This is a genomic window from Acinetobacter sp. V116_7, assembly GCF_056735735.1.
Genome location: NZ_JBWZIF010000014.1, coordinates 159,515 through 181,637 on the forward strand (window position 1 = coordinate 159,515; position 22,123 = coordinate 181,637).

23 protein-coding genes and 1 pseudogene are annotated in these 22,123 nt (G+C 35.6%); 5 read left to right on the top strand and 19 right to left on the bottom strand.

Features of this window, described 5'->3' with window-relative positions; all coding sequences use genetic code 11:
• Positions 1–10: 10 nt before the first annotated feature.
• From AC1PJP_RS05340 to AC1PJP_RS05365, 6 genes are all read right to left on the bottom strand, one after another.
• Entirely contained in the window at positions 11–967 is a 957-nt protein-coding gene (locus AC1PJP_RS05340; protein ID WP_416661978.1) for a hypothetical protein, read from the bottom strand.
• Positions 951–1,607: a hypothetical protein gene (locus tag AC1PJP_RS05345; protein WP_151988412.1), complete on the bottom strand. Its 657-nt coding sequence runs from the start codon at positions 1,605–1,607 to the stop codon at positions 951–953. The genes AC1PJP_RS05340 and AC1PJP_RS05345 overlap by 17 nt, the downstream gene beginning before the upstream one ends.
• Positions 1,608–2,003: 396 nt before the next feature.
• Entirely contained in the window at positions 2,004–2,483 is a 480-nt protein-coding gene (locus AC1PJP_RS05350) for a hypothetical protein (RefSeq protein ID WP_151988411.1), read from the bottom strand.
• A gap of 688 nt (positions 2,484–3,171) precedes the next feature.
• On the bottom strand, positions 3,172–4,047 hold the full coding sequence (locus tag AC1PJP_RS05355; protein ID WP_130036782.1) for a LysR family transcriptional regulator: 876 nt from the start codon (positions 4,045–4,047) through the stop codon (positions 3,172–3,174).
• A gap of 104 nt (positions 4,048–4,151) precedes the next feature.
• Positions 4,152–5,402, bottom strand: a complete 1,251-nt coding sequence (locus AC1PJP_RS05360) for a cation:dicarboxylate symporter family transporter (RefSeq protein WP_130036783.1) — start codon at positions 5,400–5,402, stop codon at positions 4,152–4,154.
• Between the two features lie 66 nt (positions 5,403–5,468).
• Positions 5,469–5,894: a VOC family protein gene (locus AC1PJP_RS05365; protein ID WP_003650523.1), complete on the bottom strand. Its 426-nt coding sequence runs from the start codon at positions 5,892–5,894 to the stop codon at positions 5,469–5,471.
• A 402-nt stretch (positions 5,895–6,296) separates the two neighbouring features.
• Between AC1PJP_RS05365 and AC1PJP_RS05370 the strand changes: the two genes are divergently transcribed.
• On the top strand, positions 6,297–6,920 hold the full coding sequence (locus AC1PJP_RS05370) for a LysE family translocator (RefSeq protein ID WP_130036784.1): 624 nt from the start codon (positions 6,297–6,299) through the stop codon (positions 6,918–6,920).
• A 59-nt stretch (positions 6,921–6,979) separates the two neighbouring features.
• On the opposite strand, the gene AC1PJP_RS05375 is transcribed toward AC1PJP_RS05370, so the two are convergent.
• From AC1PJP_RS05375 to AC1PJP_RS05400, 6 genes are all read right to left on the bottom strand, one after another.
• Positions 6,980–7,555 carry a flavin reductase family protein gene (locus AC1PJP_RS05375; RefSeq protein WP_130036785.1) on the bottom strand — a complete coding sequence of 192 codons (576 nt, stop codon included), beginning with the start codon at positions 7,553–7,555 and terminating at the stop codon, positions 6,980–6,982.
• Between the two features lie 14 nt (positions 7,556–7,569).
• Entirely contained in the window at positions 7,570–8,715 is a 1,146-nt protein-coding gene (locus tag AC1PJP_RS05380; RefSeq protein ID WP_130036786.1) for an NADH-dependent flavin oxidoreductase, read from the bottom strand.
• Positions 8,716–8,786: 71 nt separating this feature from the next.
• A complete protein-coding gene (locus AC1PJP_RS05385) occupies positions 8,787–9,434 on the bottom strand; it encodes an SDR family oxidoreductase (RefSeq protein WP_130036787.1) in 648 nt (215 codons plus the stop codon).
• Positions 9,435–9,554: 120 nt separating this feature from the next.
• Positions 9,555–10,298, bottom strand: a complete 744-nt coding sequence (locus AC1PJP_RS05390; RefSeq protein WP_003650516.1) for an SDR family oxidoreductase — start codon at positions 10,296–10,298, stop codon at positions 9,555–9,557.
• A 15-nt stretch (positions 10,299–10,313) separates the two neighbouring features.
• Positions 10,314–10,697: a nuclear transport factor 2 family protein gene (locus AC1PJP_RS05395; protein WP_080027130.1), complete on the bottom strand. Its 384-nt coding sequence runs from the start codon at positions 10,695–10,697 to the stop codon at positions 10,314–10,316.
• A gap of 183 nt (positions 10,698–10,880) precedes the next feature.
• Complete coding sequence (locus tag AC1PJP_RS05400) at positions 10,881–11,852, bottom strand: aldo/keto reductase (protein ID WP_252377813.1); 972 nt, start codon at positions 11,850–11,852, stop codon at positions 10,881–10,883.
• A 132-nt stretch (positions 11,853–11,984) separates the two neighbouring features.
• On the opposite strand from AC1PJP_RS05400, the gene AC1PJP_RS05405 reads away from it, so the two are divergent.
• The 4 genes from AC1PJP_RS05405 (at position 11,985) to yddG (ending at position 15,488) form a co-directional block, all read left to right on the top strand.
• A complete protein-coding gene (locus AC1PJP_RS05405; RefSeq protein ID WP_130036790.1) occupies positions 11,985–12,884 on the top strand; it encodes a LysR family transcriptional regulator in 900 nt (299 codons plus the stop codon).
• 373 nt (positions 12,885–13,257) lie between these two features.
• Positions 13,258–13,464: a type II toxin-antitoxin system Phd/YefM family antitoxin gene (locus AC1PJP_RS05410; RefSeq protein WP_045429906.1), complete on the top strand. Its 207-nt coding sequence runs from the start codon at positions 13,258–13,260 to the stop codon at positions 13,462–13,464.
• Positions 13,465–13,505: 41 nt separating this feature from the next.
• On the top strand, positions 13,506–14,420 hold the full coding sequence (locus AC1PJP_RS05415) for a DMT family transporter (RefSeq protein WP_213073585.1): 915 nt from the start codon (positions 13,506–13,508) through the stop codon (positions 14,418–14,420).
• 159 nt (positions 14,421–14,579) lie between these two features.
• Positions 14,580–15,488: an aromatic amino acid DMT transporter YddG gene (gene yddG, locus AC1PJP_RS05420; RefSeq protein ID WP_151768486.1), complete on the top strand. Its 909-nt coding sequence runs from the start codon at positions 14,580–14,582 to the stop codon at positions 15,486–15,488.
• Positions 15,489–15,537: 49 nt separating this feature from the next.
• Here yddG and AC1PJP_RS05425 read toward each other — a convergent pair whose 3' ends face one another.
• From AC1PJP_RS05425 to AC1PJP_RS05455, 7 genes and pseudogenes are all read right to left on the bottom strand, one after another.
• Entirely contained in the window at positions 15,538–16,152 is a 615-nt protein-coding gene (locus tag AC1PJP_RS05425) for a MarC family protein (RefSeq protein WP_416701771.1), read from the bottom strand.
• Positions 16,153–16,228: 76 nt separating this feature from the next.
• Positions 16,229–17,401, bottom strand: a complete 1,173-nt coding sequence (locus tag AC1PJP_RS05430) for a hypothetical protein (protein WP_416701768.1) — start codon at positions 17,399–17,401, stop codon at positions 16,229–16,231.
• Positions 17,402–17,606: 205 nt separating this feature from the next.
• Positions 17,607–17,960 carry an ethanolamine utilization protein EutQ gene (locus tag AC1PJP_RS05435; RefSeq protein WP_003650499.1) on the bottom strand — a complete coding sequence of 118 codons (354 nt, stop codon included), beginning with the start codon at positions 17,958–17,960 and terminating at the stop codon, positions 17,607–17,609.
• Positions 17,961–17,973: 13 nt separating this feature from the next.
• Positions 17,974–19,290: an NAD(P)/FAD-dependent oxidoreductase gene (locus tag AC1PJP_RS05440; protein ID WP_202724617.1), complete on the bottom strand. Its 1,317-nt coding sequence runs from the start codon at positions 19,288–19,290 to the stop codon at positions 17,974–17,976.
• 17 nt (positions 19,291–19,307) lie between these two features.
• The gene (locus AC1PJP_RS05445) at positions 19,308–20,513 is read right to left on the bottom strand and encodes an FAD-dependent oxidoreductase (protein WP_228287601.1); all 1,206 of its coding nucleotides are present in this window, start codon (positions 20,511–20,513) and stop codon (positions 19,308–19,310) included.
• A pseudogene (locus AC1PJP_RS05450) lies at positions 20,502–20,663 on the bottom strand (rubredoxin); the annotation flags it as partial. The gene AC1PJP_RS05445 and the pseudogene AC1PJP_RS05450, both read right to left, overlap by 12 nt.
• A gap of 28 nt (positions 20,664–20,691) precedes the next feature.
• A complete protein-coding gene (locus AC1PJP_RS05455; protein ID WP_304396558.1) occupies positions 20,692–22,122 on the bottom strand; it encodes an aldehyde dehydrogenase family protein in 1,431 nt (476 codons plus the stop codon).
• Between the last annotated feature and the right edge of the window lies 1 nt (position 22,123).

Here is a 22,123-nt window from a genome sequence, read left to right on the forward strand (position 1 = left end):
TAAAATAAAATTATTTTTTATAATTTCTATCTCTATGCGTTGACCAGTTGACTAAAGGGTTAGTTATTTCTCTTAATTTTGTAGCTGATGGCCTAGATAATTCATAATCTGTATTTAGACAAATCCAATTATTAGCTTTATTACTATGGCTATCATTTTTCGGATTATCTATATAGATCGCTTTCCATAACTTTATTGAAAGTACTAAATCTGGCGCGTATCTGTCTGTAGCTGATTCATCGAAAATTAAAGATAAAAGTTCGCTTTCATCTGATTTTTCTAAGGTTTTCTCGCTTTCTAGTTGTTTAATGTGTTCTTGTAATTTAGCAACCTCTTTTTCCGCTTCATTTTTATCTATTAATGATGAAAGAGAAATCGCCCTTTCGTTCGCTATATCTTTTTTTAATTGTTCAATCTCTAGTTTTTGTTTAGCCACGAGTCCACTTAAATTTGCGATCTCTACATTAATTTTTTCATCATTTAGTTCTACTTGCTGAAGTATTAATTGCCCTTTCTCAATAAAATTATCTGGCTTAATATTATTATTAAACCCTTCAATAATAATATTTTCTGAAGCTAAAAATGATTTTAAATGATCACGCTTAATATGCTCTATAACAGAGCCTTCAGTTTCTAACAGCCCCTCTTTTATACATGTTTTTATATAGTCTAAGGCCCCTCCCCAATTTGGATATTCAATTTTTGCTTCAAACTCATCATTGAATGCCAGGACTAAGTACAAACCAATTCCCGATATGATACATGCTGCTTCATACTGAGAAAGTAAAGGCTTTTTAAAAAGTATTTTATTATAGTCAAATGAATCCTGCTTATCTGATGATATTACTCTTTGTAATGGCGGTTCACTTGGCTTAATAGGATCGAAACTAAAGTTTTTATCAATAGCTTGTAAGACAGCTAAAAGCTCAGACTTTTTAAAAGCTAAAGTCTCAGAATGGTAACTCATCGTCTAACTCCTTTTGTCTTCTTGTGCTTATCTCTAAATCAATTGCGCCCCGAATAGTATTAGTCTTCTTAACTTCTGTAATATATTGATCTTGTGCAAACCAATGAATATCAACTGATCCGTATTGTTGAGTAATGGTTACCTTTTCCCATCCACTAAAATCATATCTTTTGTATATATTAGGTTTGTTTGGTGCTTTACCAATTGCAAGATTCAAAACTTGTATAGCTTTATTAATATCATGATCTAATCCAATATGCTTATGAATAGCATCAATAGCATCCCCAATACTGATATATTCAGAATCGATACTATTTAGAAAGTCCAGTAAGTTGGTATGAGGCTGAGTTGTAATAGATGCAGTCTCTATTTGCTCTATTCTATTTTTCCACTCATTAAATGAGCTTTTATTGATTAAGAGTATCCCACGTCCTTGAAGATCTATAACTGGATCATCAAAGGTTTTACCATCACTTCTTGTATACGCTATTTCACCATTCTCACAAGCTCCAAGAATAGCAAGTTGCTTGACTTCTCGGCATGTTCTATCAGCCTTACACCATTCATTTAGAATATCAGATAGCCTTAACCATTCAGCATATTCTGAATAGCCAGAACAATTATTATGTTCGTTATACATCATGCCTCCCACAGCACAAAATTCCCATTTAGAAAGAGCTAAGCCAATCAGATTGGGTATCTGACTTTCGGGAGCTAACCTAGACTTAGCTCTCTGAAGTTAAATTAAAATAGTTTATATATAAAGATATTAAGCTAAGTAATACGTCTAACTGTGTCGCAAAGAATTTTTAAATCTAAAGAAATAAAATGTTGATGATTTCAAGCCAAAGACGAATAATTTTCAAAATTGAATTTAGCAAATCTAACAGTGTTTTAAAGTTTGGCTTTACTGAGTCTGAAGCAATTTTTCTGGGCTGTTTAATTTTATTCAACATCTAAATACATCCTTTAGAATTTAACAGGGATGTACTTAATTATTCACATAGTAATTTTAGAAAATAGGAAAAAACTTTTTTTACTTTTTCCCTTTAATTTTCTCATAACTAACAATTATGCTTTCTGGATTATTAATAATCATATCGTCTGCTTGCCTTTTAATTGGCTGTCCAGCTTCTCGTTCTTGCTTTATCCAACTTTTTAAGTTATCTGATGTTATATCTTCATAGGAATAACAAACTAATTCAATCGCTCTTCTTTGGACCTTTAGAATTTTTAGATAGCAATAATATCTTAGAACAGCTTCATATCTCCTAGGATCTGGAGGAGCTCCGCTCTCTTCTTTAGAAATATATTTTGTTGGATTTATTATTTGGTCCTTACCTCTAGCCTTCACAATACCTACAGCCCACTCCCTTTCCCGATCAGTTAGCAACTCATTATTTTTTATTTTTTCTGCAATTTCGATCATAAACTTGCCTTGATTTATGCAAGCACGTATTTCATCATCCGGTGTAGTATCTCCAAGAAAACCTTTGAACATCCAGTCTTTAGCCATTTTCAACTATCCTATCAATCTCATCGGTTCACTGTATTATCTCTATTCACTATTCAAAATACACTCTTTTATTCTAGGTACTTTTAACACCTTTCTTGCAATATGCCTTTAGTGATTTTATAAGTTTATACAAACCAATAAAAAAAGCCCTAAACCATTATAGTTTAGGGCTTTTTAAGTCATGTAAAGCTATTCGAGTTTATATGACTTTAAATCTTGGTAGGTATATCCAATACCAAACTTAATTACAAATTATTGATAAATAATTATTTAATAAATCAAATCATATTGGTGATACAAGTCATGATACAAAAATACTCCTACTGTCTTTGCTGTAACTTTATATCAATACCTATCTTTTCACTTTAATTTAAGAAACAGCTAAATTTTAGAGGTTACAAAGGTTACGGAGGTTACAGTCTTATATGGTAAGGCTTTCAGGGTGTAACCTTTAAAAAAAATGAAAAGGTTACAGGTTTTTGAGGTTACATAGATAGCTTTCAAATAAAAAATTAAATTTCTTAAAAGAGCTATACAAAATTGATAAAGCTCTTTCAGCCGTAATACATATCTTTGCTTTTGTTGGGAACAAGATACTAATAACTAAAGGCAATAAAAATAAATCTTATCTAAACAATATTACTTTTTGAATTAATTAACTATTTTCTTACTGGAATTACAATCTTAATTACTTATCACGCATAGCTACACCTTGAACTATTTTAGAAACAATACTCGAAATAATTGAATCTTCAGTATTCCTTTTATGAATAATAATGATTTCTCGATAAAGATCTGGTTGTTTTAAATCAATTATATTGATATTTTTTTCTTTCAATTTATTCATTCCAATATCTGGAATTAAAGCTACGCCTAAGTTTTTTTCTACCATTCTAATAATTGCTTCAATTTCATCTACTTCAATAATGTCATTTGTTTTGATTTGATTTCTATTTAAATAGTTTGCTACCACCTTCCCCCCAAATGAGGAATAGTCATAACGTATAAACGGATTATTTTTTAAAATTTCAACAGGGTGTTTTTCGTGAATATCAATTGGGGTAATAAGAAGAATAGGCTCTTTTTTTAAAGTATAATGACAATAATCATCGGAAACTTCAAAATTAGGCTTAATGATAATTGCTAGATCTATCTCATTTTTTCCAAGCTGATGGAACAAATTAAATGAGACACCGGGTATAAGTTTAATTTTTGCTTTAGGAAAGTATTTGAATAGTTCTTCAAGTATTTCTGGCAAAATATTGGATTGAATTGAAGCAATTGCCCCTATTCTAATCTCACCAGTGAAATCTGCCATACATTCAGGTTGTTTCATCTTCTCGACAAGATCAAAAACTTGTTCAGCTAACGCAAGTACACGTAAACCCTCACTATTAAATTGAACAGTTTTTCCGTTTCTTTCAAAAAGCTTAATCCCCAAATAAGATTCTAAAGATTTGATTTGTGCACTGACAGCTGCTTGTGTAAGCCCTACATTATGGCCTGTAGCACTAAATGAACCATATTTTTTGATTGCTATAAGGGTTTTGAGCTCATGAAACATACTATCTGCATTCCATTAAATGATAAAACCAATCCTTGCAGAAATTATACACTTCTTAAATTTATATAGATAAGTATCTCTTAGTGCGATACTTATCTTTGGTTTTAATTTTCAGTTACAGTATTAAAAGACTCTAACCTCTTAGTTTTCCACTTTGCTACAACTAGTGGCGCAATAGCATTTCCAAGAACATTTAATGTTGTAGTACCACTTTCAATAATTCTAAAAATACCAGCAATTAAGGCAACACCTTCTAATGGTAAACCAGCTGTTGCTAAGGTCGCAGATAAAATCAAAATTGCAAAACCAGGAACTCCTGCTGCCCCTTTAGATGTTAAGACCATAGTCACAACCAATAATGCTTGTTGAGAGATAGTCAAATCTATTCCATATAATTGAGCGACGAAAATTGTAGCCACACCTAGGAAAATTGATGCTCCATCTAAATTAAATGCATATCCCATAGGTACTACAAAACTTACAATACGGCGTGGAACACCATAGTTTTCGAGTTTCTGCATTAATTGCGGCATGACTGCAGCAGATGCACCAGTTGAGAAAGCTAAAATAAGCTCGTCTTTAAAATATTTAATAAGGTGAAATAAGTTTTCTCTTATATACAAACACACAGCACCTAGAACAAAAATAGCAAATAAAGCTAAAGCTAGATAAACGACTCCAATTAATTTCAGTAACGGCAATAAAGAACTGAAGCCAAAAGTCGCAACTGTCGCGCCGATCATCCCAAACACACCAATCGGTGCATAAGCCATGACTAAACTTACAAGCTTGAACAATGCATCAGATATTCCTTGTAAAACTCTTATTACAGGTTGGCTTTTTTCTTCAGGAATTTTGTTTAATGCTAAACCAAAAAGAATCGCAAAAAATAGAATTGATAGTAGTTTGCCTTCATATAGTGCTACCACAATGTTTTCCGGCACGATATTTTTTATAATCTGTAGAGCGCCTTTGTTCGTATCTGTATGTAGTACTACAGTTGAGTGTGCCATCCCAGATATATCTGTTCCAACCCCAGGTTGAAAAAAGTTGGCCAATAATAAACCCCAAACAATCGCAAGGCTTGTTATTGTAAAGAAATAAAGGAGAGAACCCGCACCCATTTTTCCAAAAGACTTATTATCACCTCCTCCTGCGATGCCTAAGATCATGCAACACAATACAATAGGTACAACGACCATTTTCATCATATTAATAAAAATATCGCCTAACGGTTTTAATATCTCAGTGCTTACCCAAACTTGATGAGTTGGATTTACATTAAAATACCACCCGACTAAAATACCAAAAAGAAGACCAATTAATATTTGCCATACCAAAGAAATACTTTTCATAAATCATCCTTGTTTCTACATGTCCTCAAAAAAGGGATACAAATAATATTCGTATCCCTCATTACTTTATTTTGCAAAAAGCTGAGTCATATCTTTAAATGCTTTAAATTCAAGCGCATTACCACACGGATCAAATAAAAACATAGTTCCTTGTTCGCCAACTTTACCTTTGAAACGTACATAGGGTTCAATCACAAACTTTGTACCTAACGACTTTAATCTTTCAGCTAAAGTTTCCCAATCTTCCCAACTTAGAATGATTCCGAAATGCGGAGCAGGTACATCATGACCATCCACAGAATTAGAAACAACTTTTTCTTGATAATCCATTTTAGGATGTTCATGAATAACTAATTGATGTCCGAAGAAATTAAAATCAACCCAGTGATCACTAGATCTTCCTTCTTCTAAACCAAAGACTTCACCATAAAAATTTCTTGCAGCGGGCAAATCATAAACTGGGATAGCTAAATGGAATGGTGCTAAACTCATAAGAACCTCTATTAAATTGACTTTTGTCTTAAATAAAAATTTAAAATAGAAAGGTTTTCCGAGTTAAAAATCTAAAACTTTAGATTCTGTCTTTACTCGTATAATCCTTTATACCTGAATAGGAATTTAAGATAATAAGAATCTTTTTGATCTTATTTACTCACATCCTTTAAACAAATTAATGCTATATAAAAAAAAGCGTATTTAGAAACAAAAATATTTTCTCAAATTAACAAATTATTCCTATATGCAACCTAAGTTACTGTAATAAAATAAATTAAATAAAAGATAATGATTATCAAAATCATACATGCATATAATATTTTTTTATCTATTTAATAAAAAAATATTGTTTATTATATTTTTATTTAAAAACTATAATTTAAAATTTAATGAACCACTATGACCTTATATACTTGGCTCTTATTCCTACCTACTATTTCTGCACTATCAGCAATACCAGGCCCCAATATGGTATTCGTTTTGAATACAAGACTAAGCCAAAATTTAAAAGAAACTATAATATCGGTTGCAGGGTGTTTATTTGGAGTATTAGTCTCAATTACAGCATGTTGTATTACACTCTTATTTTTAAGCAATTTACAAACTATCTTTATTAAATTAATTAATTTATTTGGAATTATCTACTTATTTTTAATTGGAATAAAACACTTAAAGTATAAAACAGAAAAATTAGAAAATGATAATGTATCAAAATATAAAAAACGTGGAAATTTCTTTATAAACGGTTTTTTTATAGCTATCAGCAACCCTAAAACATTACTTTTTATTATTTCATTTTTTCCTCAATTTATTAATTCCAACTCACCTCTGCTTCCCCAATATTCAATACTGATTTTTACTTTTGTTGTTTGCGAATTTTCTTGGATGCTAATCTACATTTGGGGTGGTGAAAAGATTAAAGTGTTAATAAAAAAACCAAAATTCTTTTATTTATTTAACAAAATAATTGGTGCCTTTTTTATTTTATTTTCAATATCTTTAATATCTCTAACTTTAACATGATTAAAATATTTACTGTATTGGTACATAAAATACGCCAATACAGTAAAATTACAGCTAGACTAAGGTCCTTTATTTACTTTAAGTCCTTGGCCTATAACATAAAACTGTCCACCAGCAATATAATGTAAAGTTTTCAGTTCTATCGGTACGTCATCAAATTGCCAGTGACCATCTTTAAAGACACGATCATCAGCCCAAGCACTAACCACCTCTCCAATGAAAAGATCATGAGCTTCTTGATTGTGTGGCTCTGGAATTAGTTTACAGAGTAGCCAAGCTACACAACCTTCGACTAAAGGAGTTTGAAAACCATCTTTGTAAAATAGCTTTACACCAAATTCATTCAATTTATTTGGGTAGTCTTTTAGACTTTCACTTCCAACATCTACAACCATTTGAGCCTGCTGTGCAACAGGAACTTGTAATGCAAACCATCCACTTTGTTCAACTAAAGAACGTGTAAATGCCATTTTATCTAAAACCACTGTGACTTTCGCTGGAGAAAACTCCAATGCACAAGCCCATGAAGCAGCCATCACATTTTCAGTAGATTGATGTTTTGCAGAGACCAACACAGTTGGTCCATGGTTCAATAAGCGATATGCTTTTTCTAAAGGTACAGATTGAATTGCCATATTATGCTCAATATTTAAATATCAACTGTTTTCCACTCAAAGTCATCTTTAAGTGGAGGTAAATAGGATAAACGGCTCATATTTTGTTGCCACAGATTATTAGGAATACGATATCGATCTGCTTTATGAGGATCTATTGCTAAAACAATTTCGCTCTCGCGCCCATTCGCAATTAATGTTGCAAGATCAGGATTCATCATTACTGCTTTACCAACTGCAATAAATTCAGCCCATTTAGTTTCATATGCATCTAATATCTGATCTGCACTAAATAAACTTCCGACACCAATTAATGGAAGCTTACCTGCAATTCTCTCATGTAGAAGTTGCATACGAGTTAAGCTTACATCTGCCCCCCTACGTGCTTTTTTATAAAAATCCCAAAGAGATACGTGTAAATATTGAATTGGCTTTTCTACTAAGGCGTCAATTAGAGCAAATGTATCTGCCATTGTTAAACCTTGCTCTCCTGGTTCTTCTGGCGAAAACCGATACCCAATTATGAAATCATTAAATCCATGTTTCATTTTGACAGCATGTACAGCATCTACAATCGACAATGAAAAACGCATACGTTTTTCAATACTGCCACCCCATTCGTCTGTGCGACGGTTTGATTGTGCTGAGTTAAATTGTTGAATTAAATACCCATTTGCACCATGAATCTCAACACCATCGAAACCCGCTTGAATAGCTAAATCAGCAGCATTTGCAAATGCTTCGATTAAATTATTGATTTCAGAATGTGTGAGTTCACGTGATCCAGATTGTAGATCTTCTGATGGAGCAACCATTTCTGCACCATTCAACAATTCATTAATGCTGAGCTTACCTCCATGATGGATTTGTAAAATTGCTTTTGCACCTTGAGATTTAATCAAATTAGCAACTGCTTTTAAACTAGGTAAATCTTTATCGCTAATGGCCTCAGGCTGACCTACAAATGCTTTACCCTCAGGTGAAACTAAGGTCGCTGCACTAATGAATAAGCCAAAGTTTTCTGCACGTCCTTGAATAAAAGCACGCTCTTCTTGGCTCAGACTTCCGTCATCATTAGAAGCAAAATGTGTCATTGGAGCAACGACTAATCTATTTTTAATCGTTACCCCATTATTTAAAGTATAGGGTTGGAATAAGGGAGAGTATTTCGGATTCATCATATTCATCTTCAATTTAAAAAATCTTTGAACTTAATCTTTGCTTTAAAAGCATTAAACAGAAACGTAAAACTTTACGAGGAGACTTGATTGAGCGCATCTATAATTGGAATGTCACCATCAGCCATCGTAATTACCTGACCAATCGTATTTGGAGCACTTAAAATACCTGCAAGTGTTTCAACGACATTATCAATACTGTTACTAAGAGGCTCAGAGACATTAATCTTGATTCGGCCACTACCTAATTTTTCTTGCAATGCACCTGGTTGAAGGATAGTAAAATCCAAATTACTTTGATGAACTAACCAATGATCTGCGAAAAATTTTGCAATATTATAATCAGTGATATTCTGTAAGAATGACTCACCCCAGCGTTCTGGTTGTAGTGCAAAAACTGAGCTCAACATTATAAATCGACGAATCCCCACAGCTTGCGCAGCCTGCATGACTTTCACTGCACCAAAAGCATCAACTTGAAGAAGATTTTTTCCTCGAGAACCTGCAGTGAAATAAATAACATCTATATTTATAGACTCGAAACCTTGAATGATCTTTTGCAAATCAGCCAGCAAATCTAATTCAAAAAAGTGGATATTAGGATTCGTAAAACTCAAAGAGTCCTTGCGGGCTCCTGCAAAAACTGAATGCCCCATTTTTGCCAATGTATTGACCAAATGAGAACCCACTCTGCCATTTGCACCAACAACAAGAATATTCATAAATACACCTTCGTAATAATTACGATTTAATGAAGTGATTAATATCCAACCCTGAGTAAAAAGCATCGCTTCTCCACCTCACATCTTGTAAGAATAGGAAAAGCGAAAGATAGATAGTGATTACCAATTTTGACGCGTTGGAGAAATGATTAAATCATTCACAGTGACATTTTCAGGTTGATTAAGTGCATAGACTACAGCGCGTGCTACATCATCTGGATCTATAGCAATTTTGTTCAGCTCTTGTGCTGCCTTACGGCCTTCAGGATCAGTGACTTTGTCTGCCCAGCCTGTATTAATAACACCAGGACTAACTGTATTAACTCGGATACCATGGTTAACACCCAAATCTTTACGCATTGACTCAGTCATCGCTTGTACAAAAAACTTTGTTGCACAATAGATCCCCGCTGCTGGATCTACTTGATGCCCAGCAACTGAATCCATATTCAAGATTTGTCCAGACTTTTGCTCAAGCATAATTGGTAATACGCCTGCTATTGCATTCAAATAGCCTTTGATATTGGTATCAATCATTTTGTTCCAATCATCAATTGCTAAATCGCTCCAATATGAAAAAAGCATAAGTCCAGCATTGTTAATTAGAATATCAACAGAGCCGTAAGTATCTTTAGCAAATTGAGCAAGCTTTTTAGCGTCATCAAGGTTGGTAACATCTGCTACAAAGCCTGTGATTTGATCACCATGCTTTGTTACTTCATTAACTAGTTCATTAAGACGTTCTTGATTTCTTGCAACCGCTATAACTTTAGCTCCTTCAGCCGCCAACATTTTGGCAGAAGCTTTGCCAATACCTGAAGAGGCTCCAGTAATAATGATTACTTTACTTTCTAAATAATTCATGCCCCACTCCAAATATTAATTGGTTGAATGGGTATGATAAATTTTACTAACAACAGTCCACTTACCGTCTACTTTCAATAAGTTAAAGAAGTCTGTAAAGCAAAATCCTGAAATATCATTAGTATCAATACGTGCACTTGCAGCAGTTCCAACGATATCAATATTTACGATCACACCTTGCGCATTTGGTGATGGGCTAAAATCACGATCAATAACATCGAATAACCCTTGGATGGGACCACCAATAAGCTTATTGTCAGCATCTACACCAAAGATAGTTGCGTGCTCACTGAAAGCAGGTTTCATAATGCTGCTATCAGCTTGTTTTCCACCTTCATTATATTTATTTAATACTTCAACAATTGCATTGTATTCAGTTACATAAGTTGGTTTAGACATCTTGGATTTCCTACTTCAGTATGATAGTTCAGTCGTACACAACAGCTTTCGGCTTTAGAAAAAAATGTGTGTTCAGCTGTTATGAAAATACTAGTGCAACCATAGAAATAAATATAATTATAGAATTATATAAACTGTATTAATCAAATTAATATCTAATACTATTGCTAGGTAATTTACTGCTCAATCTGAAACTGGCAATGGGACAGAAGTACTGATGATATTTTTGTATTTCAGTTCATTCCAAAACTCGTAGGGAACTTGCTGTGTATAAGAACTAACATTCTGCATGACTTCATTATCACTTTTAGCCCCGAAAACTAATGAAGTAATTGTTGGATGGCTTGCAGTAAATTGCAAAGCTGCAGTAGCAAGAGATACATTATATTTTAGACAAATCTCTTGAATTTTCTGTATCTTAGAGAAGATTTCAATAGGTACTTTTTTATAATTATAGCTAGCTTGTGAAGTATTACCTAAGGCCAGTACACCTGAGTTAAAGATTCCCGCAGCTAAAATTTTTATATTAAATTCGGATAGTTTTTTTAAATCTTCATATGAGTTTTTATGATCTAATAAGGTATATTGACCAGCAATCAATGCACAGTCAATTTTAAACTCTTTGGCTACTTTTAAAACAATTTCAGTTTCGTTCACTCCTAGTCCAACTGCTGAAACATCCCTATTTCTACGCAATTCATCTAAAGCTCTAAAGCCACTTTCACAAAATTGATTCCAAAATAGTTCAGCTTTATCTCCATGCCATTTTTCCCCGAGGTCATGTACCAACAATAAATCGATATGATCTAATCCAGTTCGTTTTAAGCTGTCTTCGAAAGATGACATTATTCCATCATAGGTATAGTCATAATAATAACCAGGATTATTTAAGTACCAGGATGGATTTTTAGAATAAAGGCCTTGTGAGTTTAAAACCCGCCCAACTTTGGTACTGACAAGGACATTATTTCTGATCTCTAACTCACGTAGAATAGTACTTAATGTATATTCAGCACGTCCAAATCCATACATCGGAGCGCTATCAAAGTATCGAACACCCTCATAATATGCGGCATTTATAATTTCTTTTGCTTGATCAAAGCTGATCCTACTGTCATAACCAATCTGAACTGTACCTAATGCAAGTTTACTCATCGGTAATGAGCATTCACCTATAAATTTTAATGGTGTTTTTATCATAGTACTAGCGCTTTTAGATAAGGGCTTTGCATATTAGGAAATGCTTTGTTATAAATATAATTATCAAACTATATACTTACTATAAATATGGTTAATATCAATAATCTCGATTTAAATTTACTTAAAGCACTAGATGCATTGCTAGATGAAAAGAATGTTACACGTGCAGCTGATAAGTTAGCTTTAACACAACCTGCTGTTAGTAGCATGCTTAACCGGCTAAGAGATCGTTTTGATGATCCATTATTTGTTCGGGCATCATATGGTATGGTTCCAACAGATAGAGCTCTTGCTTTAGCTGAACCTTTAAAAAAAATATTAAGTGAAATTGAGCAATTAATACAATCGCCTATCTTTAATCCAGCGGAACTAGAAACAACTTTTAGAATTGCTGCGACTGATAACGGTATGCATTGTGTAGGTGTACCTTTTACATTAGCTTTAAATAAGATTGCACCAAAAGTCAAAATAGCTCTGATGTCTATTCATGGTCGGAATGTCGAAGCTATGCTGATGAATGGAGAACTTGACCTTATTATAGTGGGTGAACCAACAGTTCCCTTGAACCTTCGTTCACGGATAATCCATAAAGAAAACTATGTTTGTATGATGCGAGAAAATCATCCATTAGCTAATCAAGAGCTTGATATAGATACATTTTGTTCAGCCAATCAAGTATTAGTTTCATATGATGGAGGTAAATTTACTGGCGCTACAGATGTTGCACTGGAGAAAATTGGAAAAAAAAGAAATGTAGTAATGTCTATTACAAGCTTTCTTTTATTACCAGAAATTCTTAAAAATAGTGATTGGATTGCTGTTGCTCCTCATCATTTATTGGACAAAGATTCGGGCATTATTTCAAAGCAACCACCTATCGAAGTTGGTGGTTATAATAAATTAATGGCATGGCATGAGCGAACTCATCATGACCCTATTCAACAGTGGTTCAGAAATTTTATTATAGAAACATGCTCTCCTGCATAAATCATCCTGGTTGTTATTTTAAAAAATTGGCCAATGTGAGCATAATAGGTTTGGAAAACTTAGTGATAAGTATAGATATGGGCTAGGAAGATAGTTGTCCAAAAAATATTAACAGCATCTTTTTTAGAGATTACCGAGGTTACGGCCGTACGGGGCAAGGTTTTCACGGTGTAACCTTTTAAAAAAGTAAAAAGGTTACAGATTTCTGAGGTTACAAATCAATTTCATAAAAAACTTAAATCTATATCGAGAAACACTTCATAAAGCCACATCCACCCATGATAAAAATTCATTCATCCTTGAGAATAAATCCGTTGAAGAGAGCTGTACATTTCCCCTATCGTGAAAATGATTTAGTCAGGGAGAACTACAAATGAATCAGTGGAATTATTCAAATGCCAGAGCACAACTTACCATGATTATGGAGCAAGCTATCGCTGGGCATCCTGTAGAAATTACTCGCAGAGGCCGAGAATCCGCAGTTGTTATTAGCAAAGCGTCTTATGAAGCTTACAAACAAGCTGTCTATGATGTTGCTTACTATAAAATCTCAACATCAAAAGAAAATTCAGAAGCTTAAACCCTCTCCAAAAATACTCTTTATTCATGCAGCAAGGTTCCATGAAGCTCAATATTTCTTTAATTCAACTTGGTTCCTTGTTTGCATTTATCTCTGCATTTCTATTTAGCAGTAAAGCCATTTTTATTAAACAGGCATATAGCCTTACTTCGTCATTAGATGCCATTACTCTAATGGCTATCCGTATGGGAATTGCTTTACCCTTCTTTTTAGTAATCTGTTGGTTTTGTCGCCATCAAAATCGAAATATCAAGCTAACAGATATTCTATATTTACTTTCTGTTGGCTTATTAGGCTATTACATTTCTAGTTGGCTCGATTTCTATGGCCTCATGTTTATTACGGCGTCACTAGAGCGAATAATTTTATTCTTATATCCGACTATGACCGTTTTAGCATCGAGTTTTATCCTCAAGCAAAAACTAAGTTCAAAAACAATATTTGCACTGATCTTAAGTTATGGCGGAACAGTTCTAGTTATGCTCCAAGAGCAAAAAATGCTTCCCGACCAACATAACTTCTGGTTTGGAGCAAGCTTAGTATTTGCCAGTGCTGTTGCTTTTGCTTGCTACCTCTTGCTTACACCACCATTAATTAAAAAATTTGGTTCGTGGAACTTAACGGGACTATCTTTATCAGCAGCTTGTATAGGTACTCTTATACATTTTCTGGTTGTAACTAGTCATCCTATACAACTACTTACAGCTTTACCTATACAAGTTATTTGGTACGGAATCTGTTTAGGTTTATTCGTTACTGTTCTACCTACGCTCCTATTGATATTGAGTATAGAATACGTAGGAGCAACACAGTCTGCTATTATTTCATCCATTAGCCCCATTGTTACTATTCTGTTTTCAGTCTTCCTTTTAGGCGAGCATTTAAATACAATCCAATGGCTAGGTTGTTTTCTTAATATCTTTGGTGTGATGCTTATTACACTTAAAAGAAAATAAAACTAATAATTAAATTATAAAAAATATATTTTAATTATTTTCATTATCTATTTTTAATGATGATAAAAAGTCATTAACTCATGATTATTTATCGTGCTCGACTAACTATTAAAGTGCCCATTTAAAAATTATGATTAATTTTTTAATCGGGTCTATCGTATGAGCCGCCAAATCTCAACCTTAATCGGTGTTTCTGCTTTGTTACTTTGGTCCACTTTAGTTGGCTTACTCAGGCTTTCTACAGAAAGTTTTGGTCCTATCTATACAGTGACTTACGTATACACCATCAGTGCTATTATTTTGTTCTTAACATATGGCCTACCCGATTTAAAAAAGGTTTCAAAGAAGTTTCTTATTCTATCTAGCTTGCTTTTCGTTGTTTTTGAATTATGTTTTGCCTTTTCAATTACTCTAGCAAATTCATCAGAAAAATCGATTGAGATGAATATTATTTTTAATATGTGGCCAACTCTAATTATTATTATGTTGGCAGTATTAAAAGAAGAAAAAGTAAATTTAATGACAATATTAGGAGTAGTTATAAGCTTTTCGGGCATAGTTATAATTAACTATCATCCTAATCTAAACGTTATTGATAATTTTACAAAAAATCCGATTAGTTATTTTTTGATTTTCCTAGCATCTATTCTTTGGGCTATTTATTGTATCTACACTAAAAAGCAAAGTAATGGAACTAATGCTGTTTCGCTTTATTTTATCTTAACAGCTATAGCCTTATGGATACTTACTATCTCTACTCAAGGCTTTCACCTACCACAAGTTCAAGGAATTAACGGTTATCTATTTGTCTTTATCAATGCCGTTTTTTTCTCTATGGGTTATCTAGCGTGGAATATTGGTATTATCAAAGGTAATATGCCTATATTGATTATGCTTTCTTATTTTTCACCCATTTTCTCATCGGCATTTTCCGCTTTTGTATTGAATTCCGATTTAACAATCAATTTTTGGTATGGTGCATTAACTGTTACCTTCGGCTCATTGATCTGCTGGTTCTCAATTCGAAAAAATCATATCCCACAAAATCAGGCAAAATTAGCTTCTTAGATTTATTAGTCACAGCCAAAAATACTTTGGCTGTGACTTTTTATTTTTTTTAAACTTTATCAATCAACCGTGTAACGCCATTTACGATCATATCGACTGCAATTGTTCCAATTAATAGTGCAGCTAACCGCCCCACAATATCGAAATAACGATCAATATATTTGGCATGTTTATAGCGTAAGTGATCATGAGAAAACTTCATTGCTATCAAAACACTACAAGTCAGAAATAGCACCAGAGCAATAACTATAGCCGCCTCTACAATAGACATACTCATTCCTGTAACTACAGCTGCACTAATTGTTCCTGGGCCAATCATAAATGGCATAGCTACAGTACCCGCTAAATGCTCTGGCGCTCCTCGCATTTCACCAATGGTATCGGCACCCTGAAATACATATCGATATCCAATCACTAGAAAAATCAGGCCACCAAAAATTAGAAATGATTCAAACCTTACATTTAAATACCGATTAAAAATTGCTTCTCCACCCCACGCAAATAAGAGAAAAACTGCATATGCAATGAGACCTCCTTGAATCAAAGCCTTATTAAATACTTTAGTATCTGTAAGACGAATTAGTCCGATCATATAGATACTCATGAGGAATGGATTAAGTAGTGAGAAAAACAAAATAAATGTACTAATAAAGGGTGATGACATTTTTATGATCCCTAAATGACTTCAGGAAGCTTTTAAACTTCCTGAAAATTGATAAATGAAAAACCGGTGCAAACTCTTAGAAGCTATAAATCAACATGAGATTGAGGAGTTTGTTCCATTTACCATCATCGCCTGATGCAAGCGAGCTGCCCGTTCCACCAACAAATGGATCATTTTTACTCATCACATATTCGGTATATAAAGAAACATTTTTATACTCCCAAGCCACGCCTACAATATTGCGCTGTGAGTCATCAAATCCATTTTGTTTCTTGTTAAAACCACTAAAAACAACATACGGCGTAACATTGAGCGAATCTTTAACATTCTTAAAGACATAGCTCGTATCAACCGTATAGAAATAACCCTTATTTGCAATGTCATATTCGCCGTCAAAAGAACCAAAAGTTGAGCTAGCTGGACTCAATGCATCTTTATTACTGATCGATTGTCGCCCCCCAGTTAGCACGACATTCAGATTTTTATAGTTAATTCGGTTAAATAGAGCCCATGTATTTCTCGTACCATCAGCAGAAGTTTTTTTATTCTCAATGTCTGAATACCAATAACTTCCACCTACTGATACCTTTAGATCATCTGTACTTAAAAACTTAAGATCCTGATCTACACGTGCCATCCACATGTTTTTTTCATTTAGGTTAGTTTTGAGTGGATCAGATGAGGTGACAACATTAGCCGTATAACGGGCTGAATCCTTGCTGGTCCCGTGATAGTTACCACCATCAGTTGCGAAATAAGCCAAATCCACTTTAGTCGCAGACGGTAATTCAAAGTGATAGTTTGCACCCAAATTAGAAGCATCCTGCAAACCCATAGTGTTGTTAATACCAGCATAAAAGCTGCTATCCCAAAAACGACCTGGTCCAAAAGGAATGGGTTGCACACCTACAGTAATATGATCTGTTGAGTTTAAATGGTAGCCGACATAGCCATAAACTAGAGCAGAGAAATCACAGAATTTATCGTATTGATAACAACGATATTCGACTTTTCCAAACCAGTCGGGTGACTCATAACCGAGTCTTAAAATAGCTGCATCAAATTTTACTTTCTGGTCTGATACAGACTCACCGTAATCCTTATCTTGATAATTTCCACGTAAAGCACCTGAAATTGTTAAAGCACCCGTATCACTTTTAGGATCTCCAAAAGTTACTCCGGCAAAAGCAGGTAATGCCATTCCAACTGAAATTAACCCAAATCCAAGTTTTAAATAGACCTTGCTCATTTACAAATCCTTGTTTAAATGAATATTTGCAGAAAACCTTTCCTATCCTCTGCTTATTTTTTTCAGACAACACTTCCCTGCTCAGGAGAAGCTCCTGAAATTTAAAATTTTCGTTAATTCGCCTTAGCCCTCATTCAGGGCTAAGTACTCATAAGAATAAAGCGACCCACATCATTCTTTTCCTGAACAATATGGATCGCTTTTGTTATGCAATTCCGTGCAATTCTTTCCAGTTACCCGGATGTACTACATAACCAAATACCGCATGCCCGCCATAAATGAGTTCGGTTCCTTCAGGAATCCACAACATTTGTCCTGGACGAACTTCATATTTGTGACCGTTAGCAGTAAGTTCAAAACAGCCTTCAATTACAAAAATGACTTCGTCATAAAGTAATTTCCAACTTACTTCCGCGCCTTCCCAGCGTGCAAAACCGATACCCATGTTTGGGGAAACATCAGCTCCTAATGCTCTTGCCACATAAGCTGTACCGTCTGGTGTTTCGCCACGTAAATTAAAATCAAGTTGAGCGCTATCAACTAACTTTACTTCTTTCATTTATTTCTCCCGCTTACAATTCACTACGACTGCGCCATTTTTCAAATCTAATACGCGTTCTGACACCTAAACCTAAGAACGGTTCTGGTGGATTTAAGCTAGGCATACCAGTGACATACTGAATATCTTTTAAAGCTTGAGAATCTGAACCAACAACGAGATCAGCCAATAACGTTCCTGAAATTGTGCCCCATGCTGCTCCTACACCATTGTCACAAGCACTCGCATAAACGCCGTCTTCTAACTCACCAAAGAAGTTAGTGAAGTTACGAGAAATAGCATAAACACCCCCCCATGTATGGGTAAACGGAACATTCGCCAAATCTGGATAACGATCTAAAAATGCTTTGCGATGATCTTCTTGTATCCAGCGACGATTATCATCGTTTATGTTTGCACCGTATTTAGGTACATGCTTATAAGTATTACGGATTAGGATACGGCGATCAGCGGTCATTCTTAACGTTGTTCCCGCATGATCGGCTGGAGTAAGTCCCCAATCTAACTCACCACGATAAACTTTCATTTCTTGATCAGTTAATGGACGTGTCCAGCTCGCAAAAGTCATGACTGGTAATAAACGGTTCTTCAAGTAACCAAATTCACGCGTAAAAATACTCGTCGCAAGTAGGACTTTAGGTGTTGTGATTGACCCTTCATCGCCTTGTAAAAGCCATTGGTTATTACTTTTTTGCAAACTACGAATTGGAGATTGCTCTAATAACTCAACGCTGTTTGGTAAATGGTCACCCATACCACGTACTAAAGCTGCTGGTTGCATCAAATATGAACCAGGAGTAAAAATTGCACGGCTATAGAAATCTGTACCCAGTACTTTTTTCAGCTCAGCTTTTTCGACCCAACGGTATGGTTCACCCAAATCTTTCATCAAGTGCTCAAAATGATTGAGATGTGCCTCACCACGTTCGCCCACAGCTCCTTGATATTTACCAGCAGCAGACCATTGGCAATCAATGTTATGGCGTTCTACCAAGCCTTGTAATTGGGCAATTGCCGATCGGTTCAGACTCAATAACTTTTGTTTATGCGAAGGGTCTGGATGTGATAAAGCAAATTTATGCGGTAAATCAATTACAAACCCTGAGTTACGCCCTGAAGCACCTTCGGCTACACGCTGTGCATCCACTAAAATAATACGGGCGTTCGGTTTGAGTTCAGCTAATCTTCGAGCTGCTGCTAAACCTGCAAAGCCTGCTCCGATAATGGCATAGTCAGCTTTTTGTGGACCGATTAACTTTTTAGCAGGACCTGCTGGAGGTAATGCCGCATACCAACCACAGGTACTATCATCATTTGGTAAAGCAATCATTTTGTTATTCCCTTAACTTAAACTGTGGATGGACACGAATTTAGTTTTTCAAGCCACTCGCTACGATGGTGCTGTAATTGGCGACCAAGTAAGGCAAAGCCTGTTAATTTGCCTTGTTCATTGTAAAAACCAGCAGCTAACTCGCCGTCATGTTGTTCCACTTTCCACTCACCTGTTCCAGTTGCTGGCAAGACAGAAAGCGGTAAAATTGGTGTTTTTACTAAAACGGGTGTTGATTTCAAATCCGCAGCAGTTGACTGACCTAAAAGGTTATTAACCAAAGCTGGTAATGCTTGCGTGATTGGATTGATATAAGGTGCCCACTGGCCATTCACTTCTGCACAATCACCTAAAGCAAAAATCGCAGGATCACTACTACAGTGATCAAGTCCAGTACAAATACCACGTGCTGTTTCTAGACCGGCTGCTTGAGCAAGTGCAATATTTGGTCTCAGACCCACGGCACTTAATACCAAGTCAGTTTCAAATGATTGACCATCTTGGAGTGTTAACTGGTAACGACCATTTGCAGATTGAATAGAACGGATACTATTTTGTAATTTCCACTCTACGCCTAACTGGCCTAGAGCATTTTGTAGAGCATGACCTAAAGGTTCTGGAATAAGACGTGACATTGCCCATTTGCCAAGACCAACAACTGTAACATTGATACCATGTGCAGCTAAATCATTGGCAAATTCACAGCCGATCAGACCATCACCAAGAATTGTGACATGCTCTTTATTAGATAATTGCTGACGGAAACGGCGATAATCCGCTAGATCATTTACGCTTAGTGTGGCCGTCGAATCACCATCAATTGGAATGACAACTGGTGTTGCCCCAGTAGCGAGTACGAGTCTACCGTAAGGATAATCACCAATAGTGGTTTGAAGCTTCTTATTGGCACGGTCAATATGAGTTACTTTTGTATGTGGATAAACGCGGATATTTAAACGTTGTTCCCAACTTAGAGCAGACTCACGAACTAAACTATCTCCGTCTTTACCTAATGCTAAAGCATTAGATAAAGCTGGTTTGCTATATAAAGCGCCATCATCAGCAGTAAATACGGTAATAGACAAGTCTGGAGATTGTGCACGTAAAGTCGAAGCAACTTGATAACCAGCATGGCCGCTACCAATAATCACAACTGGTTCAATAACTGCAGCAGCCGCTACTTGAGGGATTTCTTCCTCTTCAATGTCTGTAATATCAAGCATTTCGAAGTCAGCTTTACCCACCTGACACTCTGGACACATCCAGTCATCTGGAATATCTTCCCATTTTGTTCCTGGAGCTATCCCGTCATCCGGCCAGCCTTTAGCTTCATCATAGATCCAGCCACAGACAATACATAACCACTTTCTCATCTTGTCTATTTCCCTTATTTCTTACAAATTACACGCTATGTTTCAAACGGATACCGATATTGCGAGTTTGAACATAACTGTAGATGGCTTCCTGCCCTTTTTCGCGACCAAAACCAGATAAGCCCACACCACCAAATGGTGTTTCGATACCACCAGCAAACCATTCGTTAATAAATACTTGACCAGCAATAAGACGGTTTGCGACTCGAAGTGTTTGATTCAGATTTTCACCAAATACACCTGCAACAAGTCCAAAGTCCGTACCATTTGCGATTGCAACTGCTTGGTCTTCGTCATCGAATGGCATGATCACCATTACAGGACCAAAAACTTCTTCTTGAGCAATCGACATGTCATCTTTTGCTTCAATAATAGTTGGCAGGACAAAGTAACCTTCTAGATCTGCAGCTTTCCCACCCGTTAAAACATTGGCACCTTCTTCACGTGCCTTCTCAATCATGGTAAGAATCTGTTGCTGCTGATCTTTAGATACAACTGGAGTAAGTTCAGCATTACTTTCGCCAATACCTACTGTTAAGCTCTCTGCAAGATTAACAACAGCTGCTTTAACTTCTTCATAGCGACTGCGGTGCACCAATAAGCGAGACATCGCTGAGCAAACTTGACCAGAGTTATAGAAAATTCCGACTTTAACGCTACGTAGTAATTGTTCAAGATCAACATCAGCAAAAGCAATTGCCGCTGACTTACCGCCTAATTCCATGACTGAAGGTGTTGCACGTTCAGCCGCATCTTTCAAAATGCGTTGACCTGTCGGCACTGAACCAGTGAAAACAATCTGGTTCGTATCTTGATGTTTAACCAGATGAGTACCAACTTCTGAACCTTTACCACAAAGTAAGTTCACTGCACCTTGTGGGAAACCAGCTTTCTCAATAGCTTTGATGAGTAAAACCATTCCTAAAGGTGAAACCTCAGGTGACTTAATTACAACCGCATTACCAGCAGCTAAAGCAGGCGCTAATGAGCGTGCACAGATCGAGACGGGAAAGTTCCAAGGTACGATTTGAACCGATACACCCATTGGAATATATGAGGTGAAATCCACATAATCTTTACCTAAAGGTACCGAGATACCTTCAACTTTATCTGCCATACCCGCGTAGTATTCAAAATAGCGAGCTGCTTCATCGAACTCTTCGCGTGCTGTATCAACATTTTTGCCATTTTCACGGCATAGGATTAATGCACCCTCTTCAGCAATTTCACGAATTGCTTCTGCGGCTTTTAACATCCACGCTGTACGTTTTGCAGGACGCACATCAGTCAAAGCACCGCTATTCACACAACGACGTGCTGCTGCCATCGCGGCATCTGCATCTTCAACGCTTGCACGCGCAACTGTTGCAAAAGCTTTATCGGTTGCTGGGTTGATAACTTCCAATTGGCGAGAAGCATCTCGCCATTGGCCATCAACATAGTTGAGGTAATGTTGCATA